We start from the raw sequence: 14876 nt of genomic DNA, 5'->3' as shown, positions 1-14876 counted from the left end.
AAACGACTTTGACACAAATCGATGTTCTAATCATCCCGCTTATATAAAAAGGGATAACCAATGAAGCATATTATAAAACCAATCATTGCCGCAGTGGCAACCTCAACACTTTCATTCAACGTACTTTCAGCAGAAATAAAAAACGTCATCCTGATGATTGGCGATGGAATGGGACCTCAACAAGTTGGCCTGTTAGAAACCTACGCAAACCAAGCACCAAACTCGATCTATAAAGGGAACAAAACCGCCCTTTATCAACTTGCTCAAGAAGGGGTTATTGGTTCATCCCTGACTCACCCAGAAGATGCAATTGTGGTCGATTCTGCTTGTTCAGCCACCATGCTTGCAACCGGTATCTACAGTGGTTCAGAAGTGATTGGCATTGATTCTCAGGGCAATCATGTTGAGACGGTTCTTGAGAAAGCTAAAAAGGCAGGTAAAGCAACGGGACTCGTGTCCGATACACGCTTAACTCACGCCACGCCTGCTGCATTTGCTGCTCACCAACCTCACCGTTCGCTAGAAAACCAAATTGCTAACGACATGCTAGAAACTGGTGTTGATGTAATGCTTTCGGGAGGGCTACGTCATTGGATCCCTAAATCGACCAACGACAAAGGTGAAACCTATAAGCAACTTGAAAAACTGACTCAAGGTGATGTTTACCTAAAATCAAAACGTAAAGACGACCGTAACCTTCTTGCAGAGGCAGAGAAAGACGGCTACCAACTGGCATTTAACCGCAGCATGTTAGAAGATGCTAAAAGCGATAAGCTACTTGGCCTGTTCGCCTACTCAGGCATGGATGACGGCATCGCTTACAGCAACAAGGAAAAAAGTGACGAACGAACTCAGCCAAGCCTGAAAGAGATGACACAAAAAGCGCTCAACATCCTATCCAAAGATGAAGACGGCTTTTTCCTAATGGTCGAAGGTGGCCAAATAGATTGGGCAGGCCACAGTAACGATGCCGGCACTATGCTGCATGAACTGCTCAAGTTTGATGAAGCGATCCAAACTGTGTATGAATGGGCAAAAGATCGTGAAGACACGATCGTGATTGTGACCGCAGACCACGAAACAGGATCTTTTGGCTTCAGCTACTCTTCTAACGACCTACCAAAACCACAAAAACGTTCTGGTGAAGCCTTCGCCGACCGCGACTATGCACCTAACTTCAACTTTGGCGCATTCGATATTCTTGATGGTTTATATAATCAAAAGCAAAGCTACTACGGCATGATCAGCGAATTTCAGAAGCTGGATAAAGCGCAGAAAACACCTGAAAAACTGGCTGAGATCGTCAACAAGAATAGTGAGTTCCCTATTACAGCTGAACAAGCGAAAAACGTATTAGCGAGTAAGCCGAACCCATACCGATTGGCTCAACACAAATACTTATCGGCAGAAGAAGTGCCTGCTATCAACGATTTCGATGCATTCTTCCCTTATAACGACCGCGGAAACTTGCTTGCTCGTGAACAGGCAACAAGTCAAAACATCGTTTGGGGTACAGGTACACATACTCACACACCAGTGAACGTGTTTGCTTGGGGCCCAGCAGAGAAAATACTGCCCGTTTCAAAAATCATGCACCACTCAGAACTGGGTGAGTACATTAAACAACAAGTAAACTAGCCTGAATCTTTTTTACTCGTTTTACTTAGCGCCCTACGGGGCGTTTTTTGTTTTAAGCCTTTAAGTTAAGTAATTAAGTAAATTTAGGCGACGCCAAATAGCAAAACAGCCGCTCAAGAGCGGCTGTTTTTAGAATAACTAGCGATTTGGGTGATTCAAGGCTCACAAGAATTAATTTTTGTTTTTATGAATCATGAGAGAAACCAGCAATACCAATGGGTTCAAGGCTTTCTCAACAAAAAGCTCTTTCTCTAACTAAAATCTGAGAAAGTCACCCCGAAATTCTCAACTATGCCAATCCAATCGATCAAAGCAAATCTCGAAATTAATTACAAGTCAGCGTCCAGCCCGGCTATACAAGAAAGCGGCCTTCCATTTGAGGTGGTCGACGCATGACGGCAGTTCCTAGTAGACTTAAATGAAAAATAGACCCCCTTGTGGTGCCTATCATCTAATTCATAGTGCCTTTAATCGCTTGAGTATCTGCTCTCGCTCTTTGTTTAAAGCTTTGTCTGTGATATCGATTGCAGGCTGAAAGATATTCATATCCATTTCAAAGTGATTAAACTCATTTAGAAGAGTCTTCTTTGACATGAAGAAGACACGATGTTGTATCTTTTCACGTTCATTCCCCTTAAACGAAGCGAAAATGATATTAGATAACATATCGTGTTTGTTTGTATTGAGGGTATATGTATCAACTAAAACTTTTTCAACATTTAGCCTCAAATATAGATATGTAAGTGTGTGCCTTAATGTTTTTGATAGTAAAGGATAAGCCTCTGATTTTAAGGGACTAAATTTAGTATAATCCCAACCAACAACTTCTTTTGCTGAAACTTGATGAACTGTGCCTAGCACTTTGTCAGAAAATAGCTTCTCATAGATTTCTGTAACATTGATCGTTTCATCACAGTAGCCATGCATTAACTGAGTTAACTTGTTCTTCTCTTCGACCAATCCCCTAATTTGACAAAACCCACGCATAAACGGAACGAGAGATATCAGAAATTGTTTTTCATCATCAATTTCCGTTTTTATATCCTCTCTTAAGAGGTTTAAGAATTCATGGATGTACAAGAGAATCGACATTTCTTGTGGGTTAATTGGCGTAAAGCCGTTACTCTCGCCTACTACGTTGTTGAAGTAGTACAAGTTTAAGCACTGTTTTGCCTGATGCTCTAATAGTTTAATTAAGTCTGTGTTGTGCGTAAGGACTAGAGTCTTTTTGGAAGATAAAAAGCTTAAAATCGCATATGCTAGTTTGTTCTTGTAAATGGAATCAAAGCTTGATATCGGGTCATCAAGTACTATCAATTCACATGCCGAGTTTTTCGCTTTTAAGAGTTCAAATGCGAGTGAAAGGAAGTTCTGCTCACCATTACTTAGTTCAAGGTCTTGGCGATTTTTGTTTAGAAAATCTTTCCCTCCTAGCATAAGTCTAATATTGTTATTAGCATCACGCTCTAGTGAAATTTCACGCTCAAGAGATTCATTTAGAAACTGTTCGATGAACAATATGTCTTCACTTCCAAATGTTGGTTTATTCTTGAGTAATGCTTGATAGGCTTCATAGTCTTCTTGTAACGCGTGATTAGTTGAAGCTGTTATAAAGTCATGTTTGAGAAGCTGCCAGTACACTGATTTATAGTTATTGAATTCAACGACTAGATCCTCAATGAAGGATTTATCAGATTTCTTTATAGCAATTCTAACTCTATCTTTGATATTAAACGAGTCAGGCTGAGATAGATTATTGATGATCTTTTCCGCAATTTCTTTTTCTTGTTCGTCCATTTGATTGGATGTTTGTTCATATTGTTGGTTTTTCTGAGCTAGTTTAGCTACAACATCAATAGGATGGTCGCAGACTAAACACTCATCTATATAATTGAATTTCTCTAGGATTATTACAGCTTCGCTTTGCTCTTCAAGTTTGACTATGCTCTGTTCTTTATCATCAAGTTGGAAATTGTAGTTTGATAAAGCGCGAATGATCGAGTCATTTTTAGCAAAATCCTCAATGAAAAACCTTAGTTTCGCTTCATCATAGTCTGGCGTATCTGCTAATTGGTATCCATATACTGTACCAATAAAATCTTCACGATCTATCTTTTTACCTCTGGATCGGCTATTTGCTATGTCTGCTATGTAACCTAATAGGTCTTTATCTAGAATGAGCTCATCAAAATTCGTACTCATTTTAGCTATTTGATAGTTTTTCTTAAGGATGCCAACAAGTTCTTTTTCTAACAGTAAAGAAAAGCTATCGTTCAGTTTTTGTTTAAGTTGGTATTCCCTTTTAATATCCTCGCCGAGGATAAAATCCTGAGTCTCACCTTGAATTACGTTTCTGTCATTTTGGTCTGATATGATATGAGCTATCGGATCACTATTTTCGGTATGTTCTGTACCACCAATGTCAAGCGTGTACTCTACGTCTTTGTCTTGGTTTAAGACCTTGGATAAGCTTGTTTTTCCAGTACCATTAGGTCCATATAATACACATACTTTCTTACGCTCGAAATCTAACTCGTTGTTCTGCGTTAGCACTAAATATTCGTCAGTGAAAATACTATCTTTCTTGATTTTCGATACTTTGATTTTCATGAATTTTTCTATCCAACTGTTTTTTGCAATGTATCACAAACCTTGTTTCATATAAGGGCTTTCGTCAAATAATCGAAAATTACTCCGCCATCATGAAGCGAAGTAGGCTCAATATATCTGCGTTGCTCACGCCTTGTGACAAGTAATTGTTCAACATTTGGCAGCGCTTTAACACTGATACGTTGGTCGTCTTCAATCTTTACTTCCAGCACATCATGAGCACGCGGTAATAAAACCAAGTCTTGTCTTTGGACGATCCATTAGATCATGCATAACGACAATAATCAGCTGAGGATTGAGATTTTATGAGAGTAAGCACGGAAAGGGGAGACGCTTTCCTGCCTATCTGAAGTGAATCGCCACTAACGTTCTAAACACCTTTCTGTTAGATATGACCTTAACTCCTATATATTAAAGTGCTAATTTAGTTACAGAAAACCGAATAAGGAAGATAGTAATGCATGAAAGCGATGAGCCCCGCACTCTAGATATTCTGGATACTGTACAGCTAAGGCGAATCGAAGCTGTACACAGAGGATTTCTGTATCAACACCTATATGCCGTTGGTTGCTTACTATTAGCTCCAACGGCTGGTATCGATGCTGTGTCGGTTGAACTTGATGAGGATATCGAGCTTATTACTGGGCTCGGGCGAATCTATGTGCAAGTTAAGACCCGCTCCAATCCAATGATGCCCAGCGATATTTCTGGCGCTCTTGGGCGTTTTAAGCACATTCGAAAAGAGCATTCTGAAGAAAAACGTAAAGGCGAGGCTTCATTTGTCATAGTGGCGAACAAATGTGCTGGCGTTAAACTCCAGAAGACTATCGACGAGAAAAAACTTCCCTCGGATGTTGTTTTCCTCTCACCTCAGCCCTTTACTGAGTGCTACCCGGCACTCCCGCCAGCTTGGGAGTCTCTGGATGACGCAGCAGCATGGTGTATCGCTGAAGCGGCGAAATTAAATTTCTCGTTGTTGTCCCCGGAATCCCTAGTGTGGAAACTGGCCGGGCTCGTTCAACTTGCCACCACAGGGGGCTCCTCGAACAGAGAGCATGTTTTTCACGTAACTGACCTTTCTGTATTGTTTGAACAGTTAATTGTTCAGTTACAGGACTTTCCTGTGCCTCCGGATCTTTACTGGCCGCAGAGAATGGAACCATCGCTCACATCTGGCGACCGTGTTCGTATCATTTGTGGTTTGTCTGGAGCCGGTAAGACGGCGTGGGCAGCACAGGCGGCGCTACACTGCGCTGAGCTGTGTGCCTACTATGACGTAGGTGACCTTCCGGGACCAGCCTTAGCCAGCACGCTAGTTCGCGAACTGGCTGCAAGGTTTGCAACATCGGATCACGATGGTCTGCGGAAAATCTTGCTACCAGGTGCCAGTGGCTACGAGGCACTGAGAACGTTTGGCTCGTTTTTAGAGCAACAAGGATTCACTCTATTGCTCGTTTTAGATAACGCGCATCGTATTCCAGTAGATAATCTACGCGAGGTATTAAATGCAACTAAATGCATTAATTTTATCCTGCTGTGTCAACCCCATGACAACATACGCGAACTGGAAGCTGTTATGGGGCTACGGCGTGAGGTACTTCTAGGTTGGGATATTGATACTTTGGCCGCTGCAGTGGATGATCTCGGTGGTTTTGCCACTGCTCAGGGATACGAGCAACTTCGGACTTATACCGGTGGCCTGCCACTATATGTCCAGAGCGCTACGAAGATTGCGGTCTCAGACTACGAAGGTAATGTCGATGCGCTCTGCACTGAGCTCCAACAGCAAGAAAATAACGTAGAGACTGCACAAGAAGTGATTCTGGCCCGTGTTTATCAGGGATTCGAACCACTTATTCAGGACTCCCTATCATTGTTCAGCCTGGCTGATGTGGGGTTAAGCTCCGATGAAGTTACAGAGCTTCTGGTTAACTCTCTGGATGTTTCCAAAAGAGGTGCTGCCACACTTCTCAGGAAAATGCGGGCCACTGGAACTATTGAGGTTTTTGGAAACCAGACCTTGAAAGTCCATGACGCCGTCAGAGCTCTGGGACTACAGCATCTGGATCTTATGACTCCAGAGGTGGCTAACAAAGCACTGGTAGCATTAAGAGACTTGCTGGTCGCGAGCCTTTTTAAAACTCGCGACACATCAAGGTTCTCCCTGTTGACGCAGGTATATATTAAGCTCAACGATGCTATGACGCTCATCGCACTTTCGGGTGAGGAATTCTTTCATGAAATGGGTATCACCGTCGATATACTGACAAGTCTGGAGAATGCACTGATTTCAGATGCGCTGGAACCTGTTGAAAAATTTTGGGCTTTGGACGGACTCCTTTTTGCTGAAATAAGGGAGGGGCGACTTGAAAATCTCATTCAGCGATTTGAAGCCATGGAGTCGCTTCTTGCTGAGCATGAGTTTGGTTACCGCGAAGAAATTGCCTATGCAATGAAGAAAATATTATTCTCAGCAGAAAACCGTGATGAGCCCGAGGTTCAGCGGATCGTTGAACAGGCCCGTCCTAAATTGTCCGATCCTGAACATGAACGCATTTTTGACTATAACTATGCTATCGCGCTGTGGAAGCTAAATAGATACAAAGAAGCGGAAGATCTGTGCTGGAAAGTGATTGACGGTTATTACGGCATACTCGGTATCTACCCACGGGATGTGATCGGTAAAAACGCAGATGTGCTGTGGGAAATTATCAACAAACCTGTAGACGTTCAGGAACATCTTAAACATCTCGCCGACGCCCTAGAACTGTACGCCATTAATAGGGAAGAGCAGAGAAAACCAACGCCATTCGTGCGTATTCATTCTATGAAATTCTACAACATGGCCGGCGCCCCAGAATCCATGGTGCGGGTCGGTCAGGATTTAGCTGATGAGTTTATAGCTATGAAAGACCATGAAGGCGCCCGGGAAGTCATGGAGCAGCACGTGCTGCCTGTTGTGGACAAGGCTGGCTTGGTTAATAGGCTAGTTCAGGTTAGAAGTCAGTATGCGGTGATACTGGCGCTATGCGGGCAACACGATGACGCCGCCGTTGAGATGCGACGTCTAGCCCCTTATTTTGACGGGTTAACCGGTAACCAACGTCTTGAAATTGAAAACCAATCAAACTATATAGCCCAACTCGCACATCAGGCGTCGCACACAGCAATCAGAAAGGTTTTTAGGACAGTAGGCAGAAATGACAAGTGCCCCTGTGGCTCTGGCCTTAAATATAAAAAGTATCATGGAATCTAATTCATCTACCTAAAAGCATCCACATAACCAAACTGAAGTAGCGTGAGTTTGATCACCTATAACATGCGATAGCGTATCTAAACACATTGATCAATGGAGGCAGGCAACTAGTTAAGAAGATTGGAGGGCGTCACATTAATTATGCTTGGAATAACCATGACTCGCATTCTACTACCGGGCTTTCTATCTAAAACATTTTGGAGCATTTTTAAGTTATTGCATTTTTTGCAATAAGTGAGATTTAAGTTCAGAGTCCTAGCTCACTTCGAGCCAGTGTTTAGTTCATCACACTACATGAATGACACAAGTTGCGTAATAATAACGTTAGCCGTTCTAGGGCAGTCGCAATACAAGTAAGACAGAAGCATATTAGCTGTAGCTCTGGCTCTTTAACTTGCCTTTCGGCTAATTGATGAATCAATACCTCTAACCTAGAAGGACTCTGCGATAGGAGCCCGTTAGACTTAAAGTGACGATAACTATCTTGAAAAACACCGCTGAACTTAAAAAGGAAAGTGCTTTGCTTCATACTCTTCAACCAATACAGCTAACTTTTCAAGCTCGTCACCTTCTGGCGTTCCTGGTTCGGCTGCATCAAACAGAGGTTCAATTCTCTTCATTGCGGTCTGGTAACCGCTTTCAGAAAGTTCTAGGCCCAGCTCTTCCAATGATACAGCAGCCAGCTCATCAGCATGTGCGGTATGGTATGTCAGCCCCTCAATCAGTTTTTTTTCTAACAACTGTTTTTTACTCATAATTCCGTTCTCGGTTCAAAAATGATATTTAGTAATTTGCACCATAATGAGTTACCCATAATATAAAACCACATCATCCTCCAAAAAAAAGAGCCAGCTGTAGATTATCATTGTTAAACTAATCTCCTACATTAAGTGACTCCAGCGACTATACAGATCAATACTATAACGCAGCTACAAACGCTGAAATTACGCGTTGCTTAAAAGCCCCCAACCTGATTTCATCAATTGAACCAAATGACTCATGCGAACCAGCCTCGCTGCTGGATGAGCTGCTCCATAACAAATGAAAATCTGCTTCACCCTGTTCTTCAGAGGAAGCTGTTTCATTCAACCTATAACTCTGAGCGCCTGACTCAAAATCGGCCCGACCAACCATTTTTCCAAACATGCATGATTCGGGAATATCTTGTTCAACCCGCTCCGAGAACTCAATGAGGCTTTGCTCGGCAAAAGTGAACAGCCACGCTTGTTGGTTTAACGCGTCATTCACTCGAAGAATACGCCCCAACACCTGCCTAAAATACAGCTCTGTTTTCACAGAACTCATATGGCAACATACTTGAAGGCGCGGAATATCAGTACCTTCACTGATCATCCCGACACTAACAATCCATTGAGCATTATTCTGACGGTAACGCTCTATTTCAGCTAACGGTTCTTCGTGGCGGTAAGTCACTATTGAAGCTATTTGAGCATACTTTTGAGAGAGTATTTTCTGAATAGCTTGCGCATGTTGAACGGAAGCGGCTACCACTAACCCTCCCGCACTTGGCGACAGAGAACGTATTTCTGCCAGCTTTTTGCAGCCCAGACCAAGCAGGTATTCCATTGCCTCTTGATTGTGTATCACGCTCTGATATGAAGTGTTCGTTTTTTTGAGCATCTCTAGTATTGATGAAAAAGCTTCAACCTTTTCACCACCAGTGACAGCCAAGTGCTCATTATCAACCAATACTAACTTAGGAGCCCTACAGACCTTATCTGCGATTGCCTGCTTTAGTGTGTATTGGTAATCAACCAAAAGCTCCCCATCAGGATCGCTATATTCCCCCATCGTGATAGGTAATGAGTCCGACCGCCATGGTGTACCCGACATAGCAAGTGTATAGATTGCTAGCCCTTGTATTTTAGTCAGCAGTTGTTGACCCCAAACATTCGCATTTTCAACATTTGTGCCAGAGCAATGGTGTATTTCGTCAAAAACCACAAACACTCGATAGTTGCGCAGTGTTAGCCAAAACTCATCACTAAGAAACTGGATTGATTGATAGGTTAGTGATTGCCCAATAGAGCCTAAACCACCATTAAAGGTACAATTGAGAGCTTGTGAAAAGGTTCTTTTTATCCCATCAGAAACCGCTAACGACGGAGAAAAACACAATACTAGGTCAACCATACCTTCTTGTAATAATCTGGAAGCAACGGTTGCAGCAAGTACGGTTTTTCCCGCCCCTGGCGTTGCTTGGCAGAAAAATGACTTATTATTCGACTGATACTTCTGCATTGCTCTTTCTGAGCACTCGGCCTGCCACTTTCTTAACACGCCGCTTTTCCCTCAGAAAGCGTTTTAAGAACATTCGTTAGCACATTCACTTTCCCTAGTAAGTGTGCAGAGCGTTCTTTGGCTTGCTCAAGTAGTGGCGTCAACCTAGCTTCTAGTTCAGGAAATCTACGGTTAAGGGATCGATACTCTTCAATTTCTCCCAGAACAATCTCTAACTCACCTTTATATTGGTTGCATTCATAACTTAATACTGAATAATCTGGCGTCGAAGGGGCATCCATCTCAACACTTTCTAACTTTGGTGCTACCTGAAGGGCTTTAAATGAGTCAGTTTGAAAATACCTTTTATTTTGCCAATGCCCTTCACTTCTAAGCCAGTTTTTCTTCATAAAACGTAGGATTTGTCGGTACACCTTTTTCCTAGCTTCATCCGAATCAACATGAGAATCCTCAACTGAGATATAAACATCTCTTAACTCAACAACTGTAAACCCATCCATTCCTTTTTCAATCAACAACTTGTGCATTACTGCACTGATTTTCGTAGAACGTTTCATTTATACTCGCGCAAACCAAAAAACTAAGGATTGCTTAGTATACAGAAATCAGTAAAACTAAGAAAATCTTAGTTACTTTGAGATTAGAGATATGAATCGTAAGTGTCGTTCAGTAACCCAATCCCAGTGCGCCTCAAAGAAGCGCGCAAAAAAGCAAAGCTCTCCCAAAAGGCATTGGGAGTGCGCATCGGCATGGATGAAAGCTCAGCAAGTCCAAGAATGAATCAGTACGAAAAAGGCCGGCATACACCCGACATCAGCACACTAAAAAAAATTGCAGATGAGCTTGGTGTACCCTTAAATTACTTCTTTTGTGAGGATGATCTGTCTGCTGAACTAGCTATTGCTATTAAGAAACTATCGAAAGAGCATAAGGAGATGTTATTGGCGTCATTAAAGAGCCAACAAGCTGAAAACGACTGAGGTTCAAAGTGAACCTCCTTGATGCATAGATAATAATGTGACGGAAGGATATATTCGGCCGCGAAACTGTCCCAATCTCTATTGAGGCCGTAACGTCGAGAGCTAACTTATAGCCTAACAATAACGAGCCTCCAAATAACATCAAACCATATTAACTCTTCACCCACTTGTTCAAAGTGCTGCCGACACACTCCCTTCAAGATGATCTGATCTAGCTTGATACAACAAATGCGACCGAACAAAGCCTCATTACTTAATTAAGTTCTTACGTTCTTACGTTCTTACGTTCTTACAAGTTTGTTTTATGTGGTATGTATCTGTTGAGTAAGAAGAAATTTTAATGGTACTGTTGTACTCAATAGAGGGAGTGTTATCGAGTCGTACCAATGCCATTTATTCATCAAATTCAACTAGCGATTAGAATGAAGGCTTCAGACGCATGATTTTCACTAATTTATAAGCATAAGCGTTCAAAAAAATCAGAGTTTTATGAGAAAGAACAGTACTTCATTTATACGTTGGCTAGCTAAAAGGCTACTTAGTGTCGTGTCTTGGCTGGAAAGCAAAAGCTGCTCCACCGAAAGACCATCAAAATTTGTGGATCTAGCTCCGACAGATGAGGCTGATAAGGCTGGCATATACTCTGAAGCGATTCGATTTGCAATGAACAACCCTAAGATCTCTAATATCGCCATAACTGGCCCATACGGGTCTGGAAAGAGCAGTATCATCCAATCCTTCTTAAAAACGTATCAGTGTTCTCCTCTTCATATTTCCCTCGCTACGTTTATTCCCGAAGATGATGCAAAGGCTGAGAATGTTGGCCGCCATGAAATTGAGAGAAGCATTCTACAACAGATGCTCTACGGTGCTGACGCAAACAAACTTCCGCTATCACGCTTTAAAAGAATTCGGTCACCCGGTTTCGGTTCCATTTTTAAATCGCTATATATAACACTAGGAGTACTCGCATTTTGGTACGTATTGAATCATCGAGAGGAGATCATCAACGGTACTTATTTCACTCCTATTGTACTCGAAAATGGAGTCAATCTAGGTGTCTTCGCATTTGCAGTAACATTCCTTTGGGCGACATTACATCACTTTTATATCGCGAGCTTTGGTCTGTCACTAAAAAGCTTCTCCTTGAAAAACGTCGAGATCAAGCCCGCACACGATGACGAAACGTCCATACTGAACCGTCACTTAGACGAAATTGTCTATTTCTTTCAATCAACCAACTATGACCTTGTAATAATTGAAGATTTAGACCGATTTAACGAATCTGATATTTTTGTTACATTACGTGAAATAAATAACCTTGTGAACGAAAGTGCGGGCGTTAATCGCCGTATCCGATTCCTCTATGCGCTACGTGATGACATGTTCGCCAACACAGAACGAACCAAGTTCTTCGAATTCATCATTCCCGTCATACCTATCATCAATACTTCAAACTCGATCGACATGGTATTGAAGCAAGGAAAAAGACTTGAGCTTGACGATCGTCTTGATCGCCAGTTTTTAAGGGAGGTTTCACGATACCTAAACGACCTGAGGCTGATTCAAAATATATTTAATGAATATTCCATTTATGTGGCTAATCTGGAAACCGATGGAGAGAGCCTACTCGATGCCAACAAACTCCTCTCAGTTTTAATATATAAGAATGTTTACCCAAGAGATTTCGAACGGCTGCACCGTGGCGAAGGGGCCCTAGCAAAAATATTGAATGTCCAAGACGAGTTAATTCGGCAAGGTGAGGCCGCGTATAGAACTGAAATAGCCAAACTCGAAGATCAGCTTCAAACCGCTGAGCGACAGACACCGTCTGATTTAAGAGAGTTGCGACAAATATACGCTATGACTTTAGTTGAGATGCTTCCACCAAATGCGATGAGCGTGGGTAATAATCAAAATGTACAAATTCAGCTTACCGAATTAGCAGGCCATGAGTTATTTGAGCAACTAATTCAAACAGAACAAGTGTATTACCGAAGCCCCCATGATCGCTACGTATCTAATGTATATATTTCGAGCCTACAAACCAAAGTAAACCCTCACAAAACTTACCAGCAACGTAAGGAGGAAATAGAAAGAAAATCAGAGGAAAGTAAAACCAAAATTTTTCGAACAATACGAGAGCTAAGACCAAAGGTAGCAACGCTTCGCACCACCAAACTCAATGAAATGTTACGTTTGAACGCAGGCCGTGTGCAGGAACTTTTCGAGGGCTTCGGGGAAAGTGGGGAGCTTGCTCGCTTTCTGATCCTGGAGGGTTACTTGGACGATACCTACTATCAATATTCATCACTCTTTCACTCTGGTCGATTATCGCCCAATGACAACAAGTTTCTTATCCAAATACGGGCATTTATCACCCCCCCCGCTGACTTTCAGATCGATAATCCTCAAGAGGTGATAGCGGCGATGAGAGAAGAGGACTTCCGACAAAGCTATGCCTTAAACATTACGCTCGTTGACAGCCTCATGAGTGACCAAGGCCGTTACCAGAGCCAAACACAAAAGTTTTTTGAATATATCATGGCGGAGTTTGGGAGTTGCGAAGAGTTTCTAGATATCTATTACACTAGTGGAAGCAACACTGTTGAGCTTCTTTCGGGGCTCGCTAATACTTGGAATCGTCTTGTACCAACAGCTCTTGCCAGTTCCAACAACACGATACATATCTCTAAACTAATTGCGAGCCTACCACAAATATCTCTCAAATCGCTCGCAAGAGATTTCGATGAACTACCTAATTTTGTATCAGAGAACCTCCCCGAGATTTTGATGTTCTTACCAGAACTAGATCCGGAGCGCCTTGTAAGCCTAAACTTTGAGGTCAGAGAATTCGCTGCCATCAAAGAGCACTCAGAGGTAGTGGAGTCAATGTATGAAGAGGGGCTTTTTGAACTCACTCTCGCTAACTTGGAGTACATCTACCAGGTGATTCTAGGAGAGGAAGAACTTGAAGCGCTACATAAGAAAAACTACACAACAATACACTCGACGAATAGTGCTGTCTTAGCTAACATCGTTGAGCGCGATTTTAACCATTACCTACACAACATCCTTTTAGCTCTGCCCTATAATTCAGAAGAGGATGTATCCGCTATTCTTTCCGTGCTTCATCATACCGAGGTTGAGCACAACTCTCTCCAAAAGTTTCTTGAACGACAGTCGGCACAATTACCAACATTAGAGGGTGTGCCAGAAAAATTGTACAAAATGCTCTTTGAGTTAAGTATGATCATACCAACTTGGGAAAGCTGTGTTACTTTTATGGAAAGCGAAGACTTTGAGACAGAGAACTTGGTTAACTATCTCGACCAAGATATTGTCCGTACTGTTATTCTAGAACAGGCTATTCCTAGTGATTCGGATTCGTGCAACTTGCATCATTTCCTTCTCAATGCAAACTCGCTGTCTGAAGTTAGCTACAAAGAGTATGTGCATGCCTTGCCTAAGTCTTTTAATTCATTTCCTGAAGATGTTGCCCCTCATAAGCTCAAGATTTTAATAGATGAACGAAAAGTTGAGTTCACAGAGAGTACCTTTAGTGAGCTTACTGACCACAGAGACTTACAAGTACTATTCGTCTCCACAAACATCTATAAGTATCTGGCAGAAGCAGACAGCTTTGCGCTGGACGATGATTTCCTAGAAGAGCTCCTTCATTCGGAAATTTCTCATGCAAATAAGATCAAAACTATTGAGTTGATGGACTTAGACTCATTAATTAATCTTTCCGATCGTGCCGCACATATCGGCTCACTTCTTATCAACCCAGAAGTCAACCTATCAAAGGTTGATGGGGATGTGGCACAGTCTCTGATCAAGCACTCTAAGCCTGTATCTACTCAGATCTTACTCTTAAATAAGTATCACTCTCTTATACCAAACGGTGAAGTACAAAGTATATTAGCGGATCTCCCAAGGCCATTTTCTGAGATAAAAACGGGTTATAATACACCAAAACTAGAAGACACCTCTGAGAATCAGGATTTGGTCATATGGCTTAAATCAAGAAAAATCATTTCCTCATGGAAAAAGGATAATATATTCACTGACAAAATAAGAGTAAACCTGTACAGACGCAAAGATGCGATAACATAATTGCTTTGGGC

8 protein-coding genes are annotated in these 14876 nt (G+C 42.1%); 4 read left to right on the top strand and 4 right to left on the bottom strand.

The features are described from left to right. Positions 1-60: 60 nt before the first annotated feature. Positions 61-1638: an alkaline phosphatase gene (locus ACED60_RS04875; RefSeq protein ID WP_371727053.1), complete on the top strand. Its 1578-nt coding sequence runs from the start codon at positions 61-63 to the stop codon at positions 1636-1638. A gap of 456 nt (positions 1639-2094) precedes the next feature. Here the strand turns inward: ACED60_RS04875 and ACED60_RS04870 are convergent, their stop codons facing one another. Continuing rightward, positions 2095-4248 (bottom strand): hypothetical protein, encoded by a 2154-nt coding sequence (locus ACED60_RS04870; protein ID WP_371727052.1) that lies wholly within the window; start codon positions 4246-4248, stop codon positions 2095-2097. A 457-nt stretch (positions 4249-4705) separates the two neighbouring features. Here ACED60_RS04870 and ACED60_RS04865 point away from each other — a divergent pair, with 457 nt between their 5' ends. Further along, a complete protein-coding gene (locus ACED60_RS04865) occupies positions 4706-7504 on the top strand; it encodes an AAA family ATPase (protein ID WP_371727050.1) in 2799 nt (932 codons plus the stop codon). A 503-nt stretch (positions 7505-8007) separates the two neighbouring features. On the opposite strand, the gene ACED60_RS04860 is transcribed toward ACED60_RS04865, so the two are convergent. The 3 genes from ACED60_RS04860 to ACED60_RS04850 all read right to left on the bottom strand — a co-directional run bounded on the left by ACED60_RS04860 (position 8008) and on the right by ACED60_RS04850 (position 10323). Continuing rightward, entirely contained in the window at positions 8008-8259 is a 252-nt protein-coding gene (locus ACED60_RS04860; protein ID WP_371727049.1) for a hypothetical protein, read from the bottom strand. 163 nt (positions 8260-8422) lie between these two features. Beyond that, positions 8423-9805, bottom strand: coding sequence for a DEAD/DEAH box helicase (locus tag ACED60_RS04855; RefSeq protein WP_371727048.1), 1383 nt, complete (start codon positions 9803-9805; stop codon positions 8423-8425). Then, positions 9799-10323, bottom strand: a complete 525-nt coding sequence (locus ACED60_RS04850; protein ID WP_371727047.1) for a hypothetical protein — start codon at positions 10321-10323, stop codon at positions 9799-9801. Before ACED60_RS04850 ends, ACED60_RS04855 begins: the two co-directional genes overlap by 7 nt. 102 nt (positions 10324-10425) lie before the next feature. On the opposite strand from ACED60_RS04850, the gene ACED60_RS04845 reads away from it, so the two are divergent. Continuing rightward, positions 10426-10746, top strand: coding sequence for a helix-turn-helix domain-containing protein (locus ACED60_RS04845; protein ID WP_371727046.1), 321 nt, complete (start codon positions 10426-10428; stop codon positions 10744-10746). Positions 10747-11235: 489 nt separating this feature from the next. Next, positions 11236-14865, top strand: coding sequence for an ATP-binding protein (locus ACED60_RS04840; protein WP_371727045.1), 3630 nt, complete (start codon positions 11236-11238; stop codon positions 14863-14865). Positions 14866-14876 lie beyond the last annotated feature (11 nt).

The organism is Vibrio sp. 1F279 (genome assembly GCF_041439815.1).
GTDB classification, from domain to species: Bacteria; Pseudomonadota; Gammaproteobacteria; order Enterobacterales; family Vibrionaceae; genus Vibrio; species Vibrio tasmaniensis_A.
The sequence above is the reverse complement of the archived record's forward strand: the minus strand, read 5'-3'. Positions and strand labels throughout refer to the sequence as shown.

Bases quoted from the DNA above. Each gene is read 5' to 3' on its own strand.
- ACED60_RS04875 (WP_371727053.1), top strand. From the start codon at position 61: ATGAAGCATATTATAAAACCAATCATTGCCGCAGTGGCAACCTCAACA.
- ACED60_RS04850 (WP_371727047.1), bottom strand. From the start codon at position 10,323: ATGAAACGTTCTACGAAAATCAGTGCAGTAATGCACAAGTTGTTGATT.
- ACED60_RS04865 (WP_371727050.1), top strand. From the start codon at position 4,706: ATGCATGAAAGCGATGAGCCCCGCACTCTAGATATTCTGGATACTGTA.
- ACED60_RS04870 (WP_371727052.1), bottom strand. From the start codon at position 4,248: ATGAAAATCAAAGTATCGAAAATCAAGAAAGATAGTATTTTCACTGAC.
- ACED60_RS04860 (WP_371727049.1), bottom strand. From the start codon at position 8,259: ATGAGTAAAAAACAGTTGTTAGAAAAAAAACTGATTGAGGGGCTGACA.
- ACED60_RS04840 (WP_371727045.1), top strand. From the start codon at position 11,236: ATGAGAAAGAACAGTACTTCATTTATACGTTGGCTAGCTAAAAGGCTA.